This window comes from Reichenbachiella sp. (assembly GCF_965223055.1).
Lineage (GTDB): Bacteria > Bacteroidota > Bacteroidia > Cytophagales > Cyclobacteriaceae > Reichenbachiella.
Window position 1 is genome coordinate 419,124 of sequence record NZ_CBDCVM010000011.1, and the last position, 18,687, is coordinate 437,810.

An 18,687-nucleotide genomic window follows, 5' to 3' on the forward strand; every position below is an offset into this window, starting at 1 on the left:
CTACGACCAATATTTTGTAAATTATACTGCTCATTTGGCTATGGACTGGTTGATTCAAGATTTTTAATTGAATACCTACGTCCAAAATGGACGAGGATTACCAAATCCCACCACTATGAAAGTCCTAGTTAAACATCTTTCATTGCGCCTTCTTTTCTTTTATATTTTAATATTTTTTACTCTACCTGTTTTTGCCGACACCTATACTGTCACTAACAATAGTGACAGTGGTCCAGGGTCTTTGAGACAAGCCATTTTGGATGCCAATGCAAACCCCGGGGCTGACTTTATCATCTTTGATGCAGCATACACTATTACTTTAGATGCTTTGTCCCTCACTATCACTGAGGGCAACGGAGATCAAACCACTATCGATGGCGATGTAAATGGAGACGATGTGCCAGACATCACCATCACGACAAGTGCCAACATAAGCGGGCTCGTTATCGAAGCGGCTAACTGTGACATAAGATCGTTGCACATGCGCGGTTTTAATAACGCCAGTAGAGCTGCGATTTTGGTAGATGGCTCAGCAGCGATTGGTAATACAATCACAGGCTGTCGTCTAGGAGTAACCCCATCAGGCAATGTCACAGACAGTCCAAATCATTCCGCAATCATGGTCGACAATGGTGCCAGTGGCACTAATATTGGAGATGGGACCATTGTTGGTAGCAATGTAATTGGCGGTAACTCGTTTGGCATTCGGATTCGCACAAACTCTCCATCAACTGAGATCTCCGGCAACTATATTGGTATTGGACTCGATGGAACTTCAGATGTTGGCAATAGTATAGGAATTGACATATTCAATAGTAGTTCTACCTCCATAGGCAAAGCAAATCAAGACCCTAATGTAATATCCTACAACAACAGCCAAGGCATACGACTGCAAGGCAGCGCCAGTACTACTATTGTAAATAACTACATCGGCACAGATAAGACTGGTTTGTTAGATAGAGGCAATGGTATTGGCTTAGAAGTACACGCGAATAGTGATGGAACCGTCATTGGAGGAGATGCAATGGAAAGAAATATTATTACTGGAAGTACTGGCAGAGGAATAGATATCGATGATTCAAATAATGTCAAAGTAATGGGCAACTACATTGGACTTGGCTCAGATGGCTCTACAATCATTCCCAATGGAACGTCAGGTCCGGCAGGTATTGACATTCAAGGTACCTCTACAAACACAGAAATTGGCGACCCCACTGGTACTAATCCACCCAATGTCATTTCGGGTAATGGCAGTGAAGGCATCCAAGTAGGTGCAAGCACCTCCACTATTGTGGGCAACTATATTGGTACAGATGCTGCAGGGTTAATAAATAAGGGTAATAGCGGGCCCGGCATATTGCTTCTTTCGGGAGGTTCTGGTACCATCGGTGGTACATCATCCGGTTTAGGAAATGTAATCGGTGGAAATAATATCGGTATCTCCATATCTGCAGATGATGGTTATAACATTTTAGGAAATTATATCGGTACTGATAATTCCGGAAATCTGGCACTAGCCAATACTCTCTATGGCATCTACATCACTGGCACCGGTTCCATAAGTACGGGAAATCTAGTTGGAAATGGCACTACAAATGGAGCAAATGTAATATCCGGAAATGGCTCTCATGGGGTCTACGTTCATCGCGGTTCTGGTGAAATATATGCCCATCAAATCAATGGTAACTTTATTGGGTTAGGGTATGATGGCTCTACTTCTCTAGGAAATGGAGGCTCAGGAGTTTATCTAGGTGGTGGAGCAAGAAGCAATGTTATCAGCAACAACACCATTGCAAACAATACATTGGATGGTGTTACTTTAGACAGAAGTACAGCTAGTTTTAATCGAGACAATACCGTGTCTCAAAACAGCACCTATAATAATGGCGGTAAAGCGATCTCACTTTTAAACGGTGCAAACAGCAATATCAACACACCCACAATCACATGGACGACTAACGGTGAAATCCGCGGGGAAAATGCTGCCGCTGGCTCAACTATCGAAATATTTGCCGATATGGTAGACGAAAGTCAACAACTTTTGGCAAGTATCACCGCTTCGGTTAGTGGCGGTTTTGTCCATCGCATACACGTGCCCGAAGTCACAGATGGATTAGTCAATATTTCGCTCAATCAAACTTGGTCCAATGGAAGCACTTCAGAGTTTGTCACTGCTCCATTGGTTGCAGACGCTTTCATCACCACTTGGATTACGGATGATGGTGAAATCACGATTCCTGCAAATCTAGGAACTCACGACTATGATGTGTATTGGGAGAATGCGGCTGATGCTATGGAAAATGGCACTCTTCTAAATCAATCAGGGGACGCCACAATAACCGGCCTCTCCAATGGTGCCACTTACCGCGTAGAAATCACCGGGCTATTCCCAAGCATTTATTTTAACAATACAGGTGACAAAGATAAAATAAGAACTATAGATCAATGGGGAGATATTGAGTGGGAATGGATGTTTGGTGCTTTTCATGGTTGTACCAATTTGACTGCTGATGCAACCGACGAACCTGTATTATGGAATACCAACACCATGGCCAATATGTTCAATGGAGCTACTTCCTTCAATTCAGATATCAATGGATGGGATGTATCTAGCATCGACAATATGATTCAAGTTTTTGCAGGAGCTACTTCCTTCAATCAACCACTAAATAGTTGGGATGTAGGTAGTGTTGGATCATTTACTGGAATGTTCAATGGAGCCACAGCCTTCGACCAATCCTTAGCTGATTGGGACATTGGCAATGCGACAAGTATGACATTTATGCTGGATAATTCTAATCTTTCTGTGGACAATTATGACGCTACGCTCATTGGCTGGCTAGACGACGATGGTGGTGATCAATACGTACCCACTGATCTCACTTTGGGTGCAATAGGATTAGCTTATTGTGCTGCAAGTGCGGAACGAACAGAACTCCAGAATCCTGCTACAAATAATTGGAGCATTTCGGGAGATGTACAACAATGTGCGAAACTCTCCTATTCCTCGGGCATTGATCTTACCAACTATGTCAGTTATGACGGTTCCCCTTTTGGGATCAGTACCTATGAAACCACCCCTAGGGGCATTACATTCAGCAACGATGGTTCCAAAATGTATGTCGTTGGTACTTCAGGAGATGAAGTCAATCAATTTGCATTAGCTACTCCTTTTGAGGCCACATCCGGAGTCACCGCTGATGGAATTTTTGGCAGCCTCTCCAACCCCAATAGTATTGTTTTTAATAGTGATGGTACCAAGATGTACACGATCAACAATGTAGGCACCATCTATCAATATAGTTTGAGTAACGCCTTCGATATCAATACCACACCCACACCTGATGGCAATGTCGATATTTCCTCAGACGGAGCGGCTACCAGAGGCCTTTGGTTTAATCACGATGGGTCTTTACTGTATGTGGTCAACGAAACGGATGATGAGGTCAACCAATACACAGTCTCTACTCCATTTGACCTCACTTCCGGCATTTCTTCTGCTACTTCTTTTGATGTATCAGGAGAAACGAGCGAACCCCAGGATATTACCTTCAATCAAGATGGTAGCAAGATGTTCATCATCGGCACAGAAAATGACGCCATCCATCAATATTCCCTCAGCGTACCATTCGACCTCGCCACCACACCTACACATGAAGGCAGTTTGGACGTAGGCCCTCAACAGTCAAATCCAACCGGTCTTCATTTCAATCCACAAGGAAGCAAATTATTCATCATTGGGAGTTTGTTAGATCGCGTAAGTCAATTCACCCTTGGGGATGCCATTCGCGAAGTAGATGCAAATGACGGATCAGTAGCAGGTTCAATAATCGTGACCATCGAAGGCGACACTTTCACCCCTACCGGAGGCACATTGACTTACAGTACTGACTATACAATAAGTAATGATTTTCTTGGGCTTACGCCCAATATGATTATATCAGATGACGGCTTATTTGCCTCATTTACCCTTTCAGGCAATGCTTCTAGCCATGACGACATGGATGTCATTACTGATTTAGAATTCACATTTAATAATTCTGCCTTTACAGGAAATGATGCCTCGAGTATCGGTGAATCCACAGCGGCCAATAGTGGTTTCGGGGTTACACTTTATCAAAATGAATATGTGGTAACAAATACAGACAACGATGGAAATGGTTCCCTTCGTCAAGCCATCCTGGATGCTCAGGATACATGGCATCCAACTACCATTTCATTCAACCTTCCTGGTGACGGTTCAGGGACGAGCTGGACAATCACACCTAGCACTGAACTAGATGATATAGGGAATAATAATGGCATTCCAGTAACAATTGATGGAACCACCCAAACTGGCTGGAATAGAGTAGCAGATCGCATGATCGTCATTCAAGATGCGGGAGATCTGGATTATGGTCTTTATATCGATGGCAATGAAGGGCACGAAATTTATGGCCTAAAAATACAGGGATTCGATATTGGTATAACTTCCTCCCATTTGGAGTATGTGACCATCGGAAACTCAGGCAAATCCAACGTGATCAGTGGCAATGGAGCTGGTATCTATTCTGAATACCCAAACAACAACACCATCTCTTACAATTATATCGGTACCGATGTGACAGGGTCAAGTGCAGTTCCCAATACCATAGGCTTAGATTTTGGCTACAACTATTCTGAGTCATACGACAATTATTTCACAAACAATGTGATTTCAGGAAATACAGAAATTGGGCTGGCTATTGGCTACTCAGACAATTTTGTGCAAAACAATATTATCGGTTTGAGTGAAGATGAAAGCACAGCGATTCCCAATAATATCGGGGTATGGGTAGGATCTAGTGGCATCATTGAAGACAATGTGATTGCAGGAAATACAGATACGGGTATCTGGATGCAAACCACCAGGAATGGCAATGAAATTCACATCAGAAGAAACTACATAGGACGAAACACCGCAGGCACGGCCAAACCCAATGGCAATGGTATCTTGAGTGAACATGATGATGGCGACCCTCCGTCTTTTGGAGATGCGCCTATTATTGGTGGCGCGCTGAGTGAAGCGAACTATATCGCACACAATACGGGCCCAGCCATTCAACTAAACGGCAAAGCCTACATGGAAATTAAAATCACCAATAACAGTATCTATGAAAATGGATCTGGAATCGAACTCCTCGATGGGGCAGATGGTGGTGTAGCGCCTCCCGTCATTACTGCGGTCAGTGCATCTACTATTTCAGGTACCATCACTGATGATACTTCCGGCAAAATTCATATATATGAGGTCGACCCTGTATCTGGCAACCAAGGAAAAATATTAGTAGATAGTGCTGATGTCAATGATTTTACCTGGACCGTGGCCAGTCCCCCCTCTTATGATCTAGGTAAAATTTACACCGCCACAGCCACGACAGATAGCTATGGCACAACAGAATTTTATCAAGGGCCAACGTTGCTGAACGCTACACAAGTGACGAGCAGTCAATTTATTGCCAACTGGGTACCGGTAGTTGGTGCTACCGACATAAGGATAGACGTAGATGACAACGAAGATTTTTCCAGCCCGATGATCACTGGGCAGAGTATTGCCACTGGCGGAACCGCCTCAGTTTCTACTAGTCTCACGGAGGGTGTTATATATTACTACAGGCTCCAAGCCAATTTGGGAGGCTCGTACACGCCAATATCAAAGCCTTCCAGCTTCATGATAGAACTTGGCAATGCGCTGGATTTTGATGGAACTGTTGATTATGTAAACTTAGGAAACCCTGATTTTTCGGGCCAGTCCGCGCTATCAGTGGAGGCCTGGATCAATCCATCGTACGTTCCAGAAGGACCCGGAAATGAAACCATAACAATCATAGGCAAGGGTGCAACTGGAGGAGTCGGTACTACCACTTTCGCATTGGTGCTAGAAGGCAGTGATGCGCTGGGTCAGCTGTTTGCATTGGTAGATAACGGTAGCCAACTGGAAGTAGCACGATTCGAAGATGGTGATGGATTTGATATCAGCTCTGGCGAATGGCGGCATGTGGCATTTACATGGTCGGCCAACAATCCCATAAGACTCTATGTAGATGGAGTGGAAAGAGCGACAAGTAATAGCCTTTCTGGCACACTCCATACGGTAAGCGACAATTTGCTTCTCGGCAACAGTGCTGATGTCAATGAAATTGAATTTGAGGGGAGAATGGATGAGGTAAGAATTTGGAACGATGTCCGCTCTCCTAGCGAAATATTGGACAACAGATACGAAACCCTCATTGGTGGTGAAGATAATTTGAGGGCATATTACCGATTCGATCAGGGTGCTCCAGAAGGGGACAATACCTCACCCATGATAAACCTGCTTCCGGATAGAAGTCAAAATCAAAATAACGGAACACTACTAGGTTTTGCCTTATCAGGCAATGGTTCTAATTGGGTAAGTGCTGATAATAGTCCATTTCCAGCGGCGCCTTCCAATTTGCATGTAGTAGATGTTTCTCCCACCCAGATCGATCTTTTCTGGGATGATAATTCTACCAACGAAACAGATTTTCGCATTGAAGTAGCTGATGGGTCAGATTACGATTTTGAGGGAGATAATTTAATCATAACCACCGGAGCCAATGCTTCGCCTACAGCCAGTTATTCCATCACCTCAGGGTTATCCCCAGAAAGCAACTATCTATTCAAGGTGCGTGCAACCAATTCGGAGGGCCAATCAGAACAGTCAGAATTCAAAGCGGGAACGACTATAACTTACCCAGGCAACGCACTGAATTTTGAAGGTAGTGGCGAATATGTGGATTTGGGCAATCCAGATTTTACATCCTTAAACGCTCTGACTGTGGAGGCTTGGGTAAAACCCAGTCATATTGCAACATATGATGAAGGCGAAGAAACAGTAACTCTAATTGGAAAAGGATCAACAGGTGCAGCGGGAACTACAACGTTCGCATTGGTAATGGAAGGTGAATCTGTCGACAACGAAGAATTATTTGCTTTGGTAGACAATGGAAGCTCTCTAGCAGTGGCTCGGTTCGACAATAGCAATGGCTTTGATTTTGAAGAAGATGAATGGAGGCATATAGCTTTCACCTGGTCTGATGGCAATTCGGTGAGACTTTATGTAGATGGAGTAGAGGTAGCCACATCCTCCACACTGTCAGGACCTTTAAATGGTGTTTCTGAAAACCTATTACTCGGAACGAGCACGGATGTAAATGAAATTGGATACGCAGGAAGTATCGATGAAGTGCGAATCTGGACTGTAGAAAAAACACCTGGCGAAATTCAATCCAACATGTCCAGTCCGCTGGTGGGTACCGAATCCGACCTCATGGCCTATTACCGGTTTGATCAAGGTGATGCCAACGAAGACAACACCACTCCTATGATTGATCTACTGCCTGATAGAAGTACCAATAGAAACAATGGCTCACTCGCTAATTTTGGGCTGACAGGGAACAGCTCCAATTGGGTCACTTCTAGCATTGGGTTCGACCCATATACCGTGGTCAACACTAATGACGATGGTGTGGGCTCACTGCGCTGGGCCATCGAAAATGCCAATGCCAGCACCTCTAAAGAAACCATTACTTTCAATATAGCAGAAAGCACTCCTTGGATTATTACTCTAGAGTCAGTCTTGCCCACAATCGACAACCCGAATGATGTGGGAATGGAAATTGACGGCACCTCACAACCAGGATGGACTTTTGGTGATCCAAATGCGATGACCATATTAGACGGGGCTACAAATGCCATCAACGGAAATGGACTAACCATAGAAGAGCCAGATGTGGAGATCTACGGCCTGGTCATTGATGGCTTCTTCAGAGGAATCAGATACAATGATGGGTCACATCATTTGATCATTGGGGCCGCTGGCGCTGGTAACATTATCAAGGGCTGTACGGGTGCTGGAATTATCAGTGCGGGAGATGCTGACAATATGATCATTCAGGGTAATTACATTGGTCTCAGTATTGATGGCTCCTCCACTGACCCCAACCTTGGCACTGGGATTTATGCCAATGGAAATAATGCGCTGATAGGTGGTAACGCACAGGTAGGCGAAGGAAACGTAATATCTGGAAATGGAAATGGTGGCCATGAATATGGTATATCTGTGGAGGCTAACGACAATGTCCAAGTTTATGGTAACCTAATTGGCACGGATAAGGACGGAAATTATGATCTCGGAAACTTCCGCGGCATACGAGTAAGAACAGGAGCAACAAATACCAAAATTGGGGGACAGGGCACCGGGCAGAGCAATGTGATCGCCGGAACCAGTAGTGCGTTTAGTGTTTACCTTGAATATGGTACTGGAACAATTGTAGATAGCAATATCATTGGGCTAAACTCAGCTGGTACAATCGCCATTCCAAATCAAGGCAATGGAATAGACATTACCTCCAATACTGGATCTGGCACTGTGGTTCAGAACAACATCATTGCCAACAGTTCAGATGCAGGGATATTTTTCAATGGATTGGCCGCACAACCCGCTGGTGTTACCATAGGCATTAACTCATATTATTGCAATGGATCAAAAGCTATTGAATTTGATAACCCTCCAACCGTAGATGCACCGATCATCTCCTCTGTGTCAGCTGAAGGTGTGAACGGCACAACGACCGCATTCAATGGGTCGACTGTTCATGTTTATCAAATAAATAGTGCCTGCGCCGACAACCAAGGAGCCGTATATGTAGGAGAATCCGCAGTTTTCGAAGGAATCTGGAACTATAACATGCCAGTAGACCCTGCGCAAATCTATGTAGCAACTGTTACAGATGTAAACAATGGTATTTCTGAATTCTCAGCTTCTGCCACTGCCTCTCTTGTAAATGGTGTCATCGAATCGAACTACGATGCCTTGGTTTCACTCTACAACGCCACCAACGGAGAAAACTGGATAACCAATACCAACTGGCTATCCGCCAATGATGTAAGTGATTGGTACGGTGTAACTGTGGTAGGTACCACCGTGACTGCCATCGACTTATGCGAAAATGAATTAACTGGCTTCATACCTGACGATATTATAGATCTGGGGAGTTTAATGAGTCTACTACTCACTGGAAACCAATTGACTGCCATTCCTGATCTTTCATCTATGCCCAGCTTGAGTATCTTAGATGTTGCCGAGAATCAAATGGACTTTGAAGACATTCTACCCAATGTGGGCATTTCAACTTATAAGTACGCTCCACAAGGTGAACTGGTGGGGCTAACTGATGTTATCCTCGCACAATGTGAAGATCTCGACATCTCATTTATTGCGAATGGAACAGGCAATAGTTTTCAATGGATAAAAGATGATCTAGAGATTAGTGGAGAAACCTCTGAAAACCTTCTTATTCTGGATTTACAACTCACAAATGCCGGTATATATACACTACAAATCACCAACAGCCAAGCACCAGACCTAACGCTAGCATCTGTTCCATTCACATTAATAGTGAACGCTTTTGTACCAACAATTTCAGAAGTGGCTACTGTATTTGATGTCACAGAATTGGCCGCTAGTGAAGGAGACAGCTATCAATGGTATGAAGATGGAAGTGCGATCAATGGAGAAATCACTTCTTCTCTTTTCCTGACTCATGAATATTCCACAAGCCCTGCCTATACCGTAGAAGTAACTTTGAATGAATGCACAGGTGTTTCAGCACCTTACTTCAGAGCAATTCTTTCCAAGCCTACTCAAGAAAGCAAAAAGTTTGAAGTGTATCCAAATCCTACTACTGGTCAACTTATTATTAAACTAAATGAATCAATTTCCTTACCCAGAGAGCTTAGGTTTTTTAACATTACAGGAGTGGAAGTACTAAGAATAGACGGATTTAAAAATCAATCCATAGATCTATCACATCTCAATAAGGGCGTCTATTTTATTCAATCGAATGTAGAGAAAGAAGTTATTAGAATAGTGAAACAGTAAAAGACTAAATTGATCTAACTACTCAATGACCACAGGAAAATCCTGGCCACGAGAATAAGTGACAGGATACTGAGGTTTGCCCTTATATTGAGTAGAATACTCCGGTACCTGAGAATCGATATATGCCTTTAATTCATAGATCGTAACCTTTCCATCCTTAGGTGCCCCGTCGGCTTTGCCACTCAAGGCTTCTAGCAACACATAGGTAAATAGTCCGTGCCCAAGCTCTGCAAACTCTGTGGCAAATTGCTCACTTCCAGATGCGGCTAGTACATGCACACCCGAACTACGGGACAACTGCGCCATGGCTTTTTCCTCACTGGCACCACGAACGGCCAACAATTCAGTAGATCCGCCCGACTGACACGCATCCAAAACTACTAGTTGTTTTAAGGCGCTTATGTTAGCAAATTTTTGCTGCAAGGTAGCTGCATTGACCGCTTCATTCGTTAATAAATCGAAATCATAGAGTCTAATGTTTTCTGTCGGTATAAAATAGAAGTTGCCTTCTACCATACTTCCATGTCCTGCGTAATAGAAAAAGAAAACATCCTGTGGTCGTGCATTAGCAGCAATTTCATCTAGCTTGGCCAACATATTATCTTTGGTCGCTTCTTCATTGAAAAGGGAATACACCTGAGTTTTGTTAAACAACTTTTTCCCTTTAGTTTTTACCAGTTTTAAGAACGCTTCCGCATCCTCTAAAGCATAATTAAGATCTAGCTGGGGGTTTTTGTATTTGTTGATCCCAATCGCCATCACATGGCAAGTGATATCTTCATGGATGCCATCTGCAAAAATTTCGCGCTGTGCTAGTTCGGACTCTATTCGCTCTTCACTAAATGCTGAAATAGATATGATGTTTTTGCCTGGCACCAACTGTACGGGGTAATGGTGGAAAATAGACTTCCCCGGCTTAGGCTTCGCCCTAGCCATACGATCATGCCCCGGCAGTCGTTTGCCATTATGTAGAAGTTTCACCTCGTCCAAACCTCCCCCTTCATCAGTGATTTTTACCATCACATCTATTTCGTTTTTTGTTAGGTGCTCACCAGAACTAGGAGAGATAATTTCCACACTTGGAGGCGGAGATTTCTTGAGTTTAGACTTAATGTTGATATTTTCATTGAGCAAGCCTCCAGCTTTCATCGACTCCCCCAAAATTCCTGGCTGATAAAAATCCTCAAAGAATTGATCCAATGAATAACTTTTCATTCCCCTCACAAAAAATATATTCTCTTTGGCCTTTTCTGTAGCATCAAAATATCCATTTCGATTGGCCACCAGCCAATCTCCATGAGTCAGAAGTATGTGCGAAATGATCTCTTCCCCAGTCTGCACATCCCAAATTCTCGTGGTCCCATCCAAGCTATGCGTAATCAGGTGTTTGTTGTTGTGAATAAAATCCACTGAGGTTATGGCGTCTGTATGTCCTTCGAAAGTTCTAATCACATCACCTGTCTCCGTATTCCAAAGTCTGGCTAAACGATCCGAACCCGCAGTTATGATTTGTTGTCCCTTGTCATGAAAAGCAGTGGCAAAAATCTGCCCTTCATGACCCACGAATTTTTGTGTACTAAGCCCTGATGCTATATCCCAGAGTTTTGCTTTGCCATCCCAGCTGGTGGTAAGCATCTGATTGTTTTTAATTCGAATGTCAGATACAATTTCTGTATGACCAATAAAAGTTCTAGCTGGTTCTCCACTATCTATCTCAATCAATTTCAGTTCTTTCCCTAAACTCCCAACTGCCAGATAAAGATCATTGAGTGCAAACGATAAGGCGTATGGGGAATTCTGATCCATTTGATACACATTTAGCTCTGACCCGCTTTCAATATCCCAGAGTCTGGCAGTAGCATCCCAGCTACCAGATACCAGATACCAAATATTTACCATTTTCACTTAAGGCTAATTCGAAAATCAGTTCACGATGGCCAACAAAAGTCTTAACCAATTGACCGGTAGCCACTTCCCACATTTTGATAGTTTTGTCACCACTTCCTGTGAAAAGATACATGCCGTCTTGAGAGAATTCAAAGCAAATTATTCCATTGTCGTGCCCATCAAATGCGCGTACCACCCGGCCCTTATTCAAATCCCAAAGCTGAGCGGATTTACCCACAGATTTAACCACATAGTTTTCATCGGCAGACACTCTGATTCCTTCCTTGAAACTGACATATCGGCTAATATTATATTGCCAGTAAGATTCAGGATCTAGTCCCAACCCATTGTCAACAGCTTCATTTAGAAAACCTTTCAACTCTTTGACAAGTTTTCCGCTTTGAACATTCCAAACTCTGGTCACCTTATCATTGGTCGCAGTAGTTACAAATCGTCCATCAGGACTCAGTGTAGCAGCATTGATCTCAGTATCTTCAAGTAGAATTTTTCTTATCAGTTTGCCTGAGGCATTCCAGAGTTTCACGGTATCCTCATCCGATACAAAAACTGTATTTCCCTTCATTCCCACTGCATTATATTCTTCACCATCCTTACTTAACTCCTTGATGATTTTACCCGATTTCCAATCCCATAGCGTAACTGGACCTCGTCGGCTTGCGGATATAAGTTTAGATCCTTTTTCATCTAATTGGATGAAACTTGGGCACCCTCCACAGGAGCTTGGGCTTATGTTTCGCAAGGTATCTTGAGGAACAGCTGAATCAAGATTGTAAATAATTATCTTGCCATCATCATTTCCTGTGATTAGCCTTTTATCATCTTTTGTGAATGTCACTTGAACCCCTACACCAATTCCAGTAGCAGGGTTTCCTTTATATTCACCTAGTTTTTCTCCGCTCTTGACATCCCAAACATAAGCTAAACGATCCCAGCCACCTGAGGCCAATTGGGTGCCATCAGAATTAAAATGCAAAGACGAGACTCGTCTGCTATGGCCTTCAATTTTTTGCTGAATCTGTCCGGTAGCAACTTCCCATATCATGATACTATTATCAGAGGAGCCACTAGCTATCCATCTGCCACTTGGGTCGAATGCTACTATATTGACAGGGTTTAAGTGACCCAGAAAAGTTCTGATTTCTCTACTTGTGGACACCTCCCAAAGCTTTATACTATTGTCCCGGCTGCCTGTAGCAATAAATTTTCCATCAGGGCTATAAGCCACCGTACGAACTGCAGCTCTATGGCCTCGTTGGATCACTGTTTCGAGCGGGTATTCTTGAGCAAAACCACAGTTGGCAGAAACAAGAAGAGCTAAAATGATGAACGAATTTTTCAAGGAAAATTTTATTAAAGTCGAAATTGTATGCGTAAGTATTCGCAAATGATAATTGTTTAAAATTGGCTAAAATTAGTTCTATCCCATTAGAAATTGGCTAAATACAAATTGAAATAGATAAAAAAAGCAATAACTTAAAAAGTTGATTTTTTCGAGTTCACTCGTCGAAAAATTTTGTCTATATGAAAATCTAATCTGTATTTTGCGCCGAAATGAGTGAAGAGAAGAAGTATAGAGCAATATATATCGACGACGATAAGATATTGCTCACCGTGATGACGGCGTATGCCCAGCATACCAAGCATATTGATTTGATAGGATGCTATTTGAACCCTATAGAAGGCATTCAGGCCATAGATGAACTGAAACCAGAGGTTCTTTTTTTGGATGTGCAAATGAAAGAGGCAGATGCTTTTGCCACGATAGCTGCCTTAGAGCACAATCCTATTATTATTATCGTATCCTCCCATTGGGAAACTGAAGATGACCTTATCGCAGCCGGTGCTTCCTGCTTTCTATCCAAACCTCTGAAAGGACCCGATCAGATAGATGCTGCGGTGGAAAAAGCACTCGCTTTTAATTCCTCAAACAATAGAAGTACAAAAAAGGCTATAAAACTGGATTCGAATCAAGAAGTGTTGCCTGAACTTTACAGAGAAAAAGCAACAGAGGAGCATTTTGAACAAACCGAATCTTGGGCAGACTTTATCGTTAAGTTCGACAATAAATTTCCTAGCTTTTTCGAAAACCTTAAGGGGGATTTCGAGAATCTGACCCCTACTCAACTTCGTATTTGTGCCTATGCCAAAATTGGCATCAAGCTAAAGAATATGTCGACCAATATGGATCAATCTCTGGACTCTGTTGAATCAAACATTGCCGATATCAAAACAAAACTTCATATCGAACCTGAAGACGACCTCAGAGATTTTTTAAGCATTTATAACTAAAAAGACCCGCGTCTCAAGACAACTTAGTACTAGTTCGTCTAACAATCCATTCTGCTACTGCGAGATTTGGCACCCAACACAACCAGGAAACAAGTAGGTAGGCAGAGATAAAATCCATCCCTCCGAATGCTTGTAAGCCTGGCAACCACAACCTAAGTGTAACTGCTGCCCAGCACAGTGCGTAACTTCTGATCATCCAGTTTTGATGAGCATCAATTTTTCCATTTTTGATAGTGAAATATGCCATTAGGGTAGAAAACAGCCATAAAACAGCCATTGTTCCAAAACCAAACCCCGCAATTATGCCTCCAGTGGCATAAAAAGACAAGTAAAACCCTGCACTTCCACTGAACAAAACGGCAAGCACATAGATCTTTCCAAGTAAACGATGAATAGAAATATTCCTTTTCCTCAATTTAGCACTAAACTGGGTCCAGCCTGTGAGGATACTTATCGCCCCAAAAAAAATATGCTGATAAAAAGACCAATTCCAAATTGTGCTTTTCAAAACAACCTCAGGCTTCCCTCCTAAAAAACCCTGACTCATATCTACCAATACGTATAAAACGGGGTATGTACCAATAGCAATAGAAAAGAATCCAAATACTATCCATCCAATTTTCTTCATCTTATCATTTTTATCTACTAGTGATCGAAATTCAATCTAACGATTTATGTTACGCTCATTTGTCTACGAGAGTATTGATTTATTACAAAAAAAAACACATTCAGCTTGGGTGACATCTTCAATTTGCTTGTCACATTATAAATGTAGGTGGCTGTTTTTACATATGCTCTATTAATATTTCAATTAAAAATTACGAGAGTACAATTAGCCGATCCAAAATCTAAACCAATGCATGCTCAAATGAGCTCAATGTTTTATGTTTTTTGATCTCCAAAAAGTGGCCACAATATTTAAAATTAAATATGAATACATAGCCAATAGATATATCTTTGCGCATTATTTTTTAGTGGTGTGCAGCAACCATAACTGATTGAATGATCGAAGTAATAAAAGTTCAGGAAAAAAAGGATCTTAAAAAGTTTATTGATTTCCCCCACGAGCTATATGCTCGTGATGGAAATTATGTACCTGAGCTATACCTTGCTCAAAAAGACCTTTTGAACAAAAAGAGTCACCCCTTCTTTGATCATTCAGAGGCAGATTTTTTTCTAGCTTATAAAAACGATACAATTGTTGGACGTATCGCTGCGATTAAAAACAATAACTACCTTGAATTTACGGGCATTCAATCTGGCAAATTTGGCTTCTTCGATGTAATCGATGATTACGAAGTAGCAGAAGCTCTGTTGAATGTCGTGGCAGATTGGCAAAAAGAAAGAGGATTACAACATCTTACTGGTCCTGAAAATTACTCCACAAACGAAACGTGTGGGACGCTAATCGAAGGATTTGACACACCTCCAACAGTTATGATGCCATACAACAAGCCTTATTACAAGGAATTTTTGGAGCAATATGGCTTTGAAAAAGACATGGATTTATTGTCCTATAAAATAAAAACTGAAGATGTTCCTGACAAACTGATCCGTATGTCAGACAAGATTCTAGAACGCCTGAATAATAAAGGAATCACCATCCGAAAAATCAACCTAAAAAAGTTTTCAGAAGAAATCGATAAGATTATCGAAGTTTACAATTCAGCTTGGGAAAAAAATTGGGGTTTTGTCCCAATGACTGATGCAGAATTTAAGCATGCTGCCAAAGACATGAAGCAGATTGTAGATCCAGATTTCGTATTGATAGCAGAGCATGAAGGAAAACCCATTGGGTTTACATTGAGTATTCCTGACATGAATATGCCATTAAAAAGACTAAAAAGAGGAAGACTACTTCCATTTGGCATATTCAAACTATTATATCATAAAAAAGATATCGATAGAGTACGTATTGTCACCTTGGGATTAGTCGAAGGATATAGAAAGTTGGGTATAGATGCCTACTTCTATATGAAAGCATTCGAAGAAGCCAAGAAAAAAGGTATGTCATTTGGAGAAGCTTCATGGATATTAGAAAATAATGAAATGATGAACAAAGCCATTGAGAACATCAATGGTAAAGTTTACAAGAAACACAGGTTGTTTAAAAAGGCGATCTAACGAAATAAAACAAGGACTAATTGAATTCTAAAGAATATAAATTGGTAATTTGCTTGTTTGAGGAATATAATTCCACAAACATCAGCTATAAAGACGGTATAAAGCACCAATGTATTCTTTACAAAACCGATAATTGATGAGTATTTTACAACAACGTTTGGCGAGGTACACAGTAGCTAAGGAAGCAAGAGCGGCAGGGTTATATCCTTATTTTAGGGAAATAGGCTCAAATCAGGACACTGAAGTCATAATCAATGGCAAAAGGGTCATGATGTTTGGCTCTAACAGCTACCTCGGACTTACCAATCACCCCAAAGTGAAAGAGGCAGCCAAACTAGCCGTAGATAAATACGGAACTGGTTGTGCAGGATCTAGATTCCTCAATGGAACCTTGGATTTACATGTGCAGCTTGAAAACAATTTAGCAGAATACTTTAAAAAAGATGCTGCGCTTGTTTTTAGCACCGGTTTTCAATCAAACCTTGGAACGATATCTTGCCTTACTGGACGAAATGATTACATCTTGATAGATGAATTAGATCATGCTTCCATTATTGATGGAACTAGATTATCATTTTCTAAAGTGCTCAAATTCAAGCACAATGACATGGAGTCTTTAGAGAAGCAACTGAGTAGACTTCCGGATGATGCAGTCAAAATGATTGTTGTGGATGGAATATTCAGCATGGAAGGTGATATTGTAAAATTGCCTCAAATTGTGGAATTGTCTAAAAAATACGGCGGCACAATCATTGTGGACGATGCGCACTCTGTTGGCGTAATCGGAAAGCAAGGCTCCGGAACTGCTTCTCATTTCGGGTTAGAAGATGATGTTGACTTCATTGTAGGTACTTTTAGTAAGTCGCTGGCTTCTCTGGGTGGATTCGTGGCAGCTGATCATACTTCCATTGAATATATGAAGCACCATTCACGGGCTTTAATGTTTAGTGCCAGTATTCCTCCTGCTTCTGCTGCAAGTGCTTTAGCTGCACTAGAAATTATTAAAAGTGAGCCAGAAAGAATCGAGAAACTTTGGGACAACACGAATTATACAATTAAGTGTTTGAAAGAAAACGAATTTGATATCGGCGAGGCTGAGTCTCCAATTGTACCGATATACGTTCGAGATAACACTAAGACTTTCCAGGTTACTCAAATGTTATTCAATGAAGGCGTTTTTGTGAACCCTGTAATCTCACCAGCAGTTCCAAGCAATTCTTCTTTGTTGAGATTTTCGTTGATGGCCACGCATTCGCATGAGCAAATCGATATTGCCATTGATAAATTTATCAAAGCGAGAAAAATGATAGGATTTGGTGAACCAGAAGAAATGCTGGCAGAGCCGTCATTAATCTCCAAAGAAGCCTAAAATATAAAAGCCTGAAATTTCAGGCTTTATTTTTACCTCAAACTGTACGATAGACTCCCCCACTTATCACCAAATGAATATACTAATCACAGGCGCGACTGGATTTATTGGTAAGTTCTTGGTGGACTATGCCCTATCGGATAATTTGAATGTCTTCGCCGCAGTAAGAAAATCGAGCAACCGGTCCAGTTTGGCCGACAGAAACATTGGCTTTGTTGAACTCGACTTAACCTCAGAAGAGAACTTATTATTGTCTCTGAATGAATTTATAGATTCCCATGGTTCAATCGACTATGTAATTCACAATGCAGGAATCACAAAGACAACAGACAATTCAGCATATGAATTAGTCAATTGCACTTATACCATCAACTTAATCAAAGCACTGGAAGGCACAGGGCAGTCAATTAAGAAATTTACACTAATTAGCAGCTTGGCAGCCTCGTCTCCCGGAATGGATGATCAAATGATTAGAATTGATCAAGAAGGTGATCCAGTTTCTGCTTATGGATGGAGCAAAAGAAAAGCAGAAGAGTATATAGAGCAAAATTGTTCTTTACCTTATGTAATTTTGCGCCCACCTCCGGTTTTTGGACCAGGGGATAAAGATATGTTTCCGGTTTTTGATTTAGTAAATAAAAACCTTGAGTTATATGTGGGGGGGAATCTACAATTATTGTCCTTTATATATGTAAAAGACTTGGCTCGTGGAATAATCGCTGCGACCACTTCTGATATTAAAAACAGGAAATATTTTTTATCAGATAATGAACAATATGATAATGAAAAGTTCAATTTGCTGATAAAGAAATATTTGAAAAAGAAAACTTTAAAAATAAAGCTTCCACTATTCGTGGTTTACATAGTGGCATTTTTCTCTGAGATCTATACCAGAATCACTGGAAACCTGTCACAATTAAATATTGAAAAAATAAAGGAACTCAAATGCTCGAACTGGATGTGCGATTCCAGAGACTTCTACAAGGATTTGGCCATTGAGCCAAAGTACACCCTTTACGAAGGCATTCAGGAAACCATCGACTGGTACAAGAAAGAGCATTGGATAAAATAGCGT

The 18,687-nt window shown here is 41.5% G+C and carries 8 protein-coding genes; 5 read left to right on the forward strand and 3 right to left on the reverse strand.

What is annotated here, in order from left to right; translation table 11 throughout:
- The first annotated feature begins 115 nt into the window (after positions 1 to 115).
- Complete coding sequence (locus ACOQO5_RS13200) at positions 116 to 9,922, forward strand: LamG-like jellyroll fold domain-containing protein (RefSeq protein ID WP_420582160.1); 9,807 nt, start codon at positions 116 to 118, stop codon at positions 9,920 to 9,922.
- A gap of 18 nt (positions 9,923 to 9,940) precedes the next feature.
- Here the strand turns inward: ACOQO5_RS13200 and ACOQO5_RS13205 are convergent, their stop codons facing one another.
- Together ACOQO5_RS13205 and ACOQO5_RS13210 are read right to left on the reverse strand one after the other, a co-directional pair.
- A complete protein-coding gene (locus ACOQO5_RS13205) occupies positions 9,941 to 11,821 on the reverse strand; it encodes a caspase family protein (RefSeq protein WP_420582161.1) in 1,881 nt (626 codons plus the stop codon).
- Positions 11,790 to 13,169, reverse strand: coding sequence for a WD40 repeat domain-containing protein (locus ACOQO5_RS13210; protein ID WP_420582162.1), 1,380 nt, complete (start codon positions 13,167 to 13,169; stop codon positions 11,790 to 11,792). The genes ACOQO5_RS13205 and ACOQO5_RS13210 overlap by 32 nt, the downstream gene beginning before the upstream one ends.
- 212 nt (positions 13,170 to 13,381) lie before the next feature.
- On the opposite strand from ACOQO5_RS13210, the gene ACOQO5_RS13215 reads away from it, so the two are divergent.
- On the forward strand, positions 13,382 to 14,119 hold the full coding sequence (locus tag ACOQO5_RS13215; RefSeq protein WP_420582163.1) for a response regulator: 738 nt from the start codon (positions 13,382 to 13,384) through the stop codon (positions 14,117 to 14,119).
- Between the two features lie 13 nt (positions 14,120 to 14,132).
- Here the strand turns inward: ACOQO5_RS13215 and ACOQO5_RS13220 are convergent, their stop codons facing one another.
- Positions 14,133 to 14,747, reverse strand: coding sequence for a DUF2306 domain-containing protein (locus ACOQO5_RS13220; RefSeq protein ID WP_420582164.1), 615 nt, complete (start codon positions 14,745 to 14,747; stop codon positions 14,133 to 14,135).
- A gap of 374 nt (positions 14,748 to 15,121) precedes the next feature.
- Here ACOQO5_RS13220 and ACOQO5_RS13225 point away from each other — a divergent pair, with 374 nt between their 5' ends.
- From ACOQO5_RS13225 to ACOQO5_RS13235, 3 genes are all read left to right on the forward strand, one after another.
- Entirely contained in the window at positions 15,122 to 16,243 is a 1,122-nt protein-coding gene (locus ACOQO5_RS13225) for a hypothetical protein (protein WP_420582165.1), read from the forward strand.
- 136 nt (positions 16,244 to 16,379) lie between these two features.
- Complete coding sequence (gene spt, locus ACOQO5_RS13230; RefSeq protein WP_420582166.1) at positions 16,380 to 17,612, forward strand: serine palmitoyltransferase; 1,233 nt, start codon at positions 16,380 to 16,382, stop codon at positions 17,610 to 17,612.
- A 73-nt stretch (positions 17,613 to 17,685) separates the two neighbouring features.
- Positions 17,686 to 18,684 (forward strand): NAD-dependent epimerase/dehydratase family protein, encoded by a 999-nt coding sequence (locus ACOQO5_RS13235; RefSeq protein WP_420582167.1) that lies wholly within the window; start codon positions 17,686 to 17,688, stop codon positions 18,682 to 18,684.
- Positions 18,685 to 18,687 lie beyond the last annotated feature (3 nt).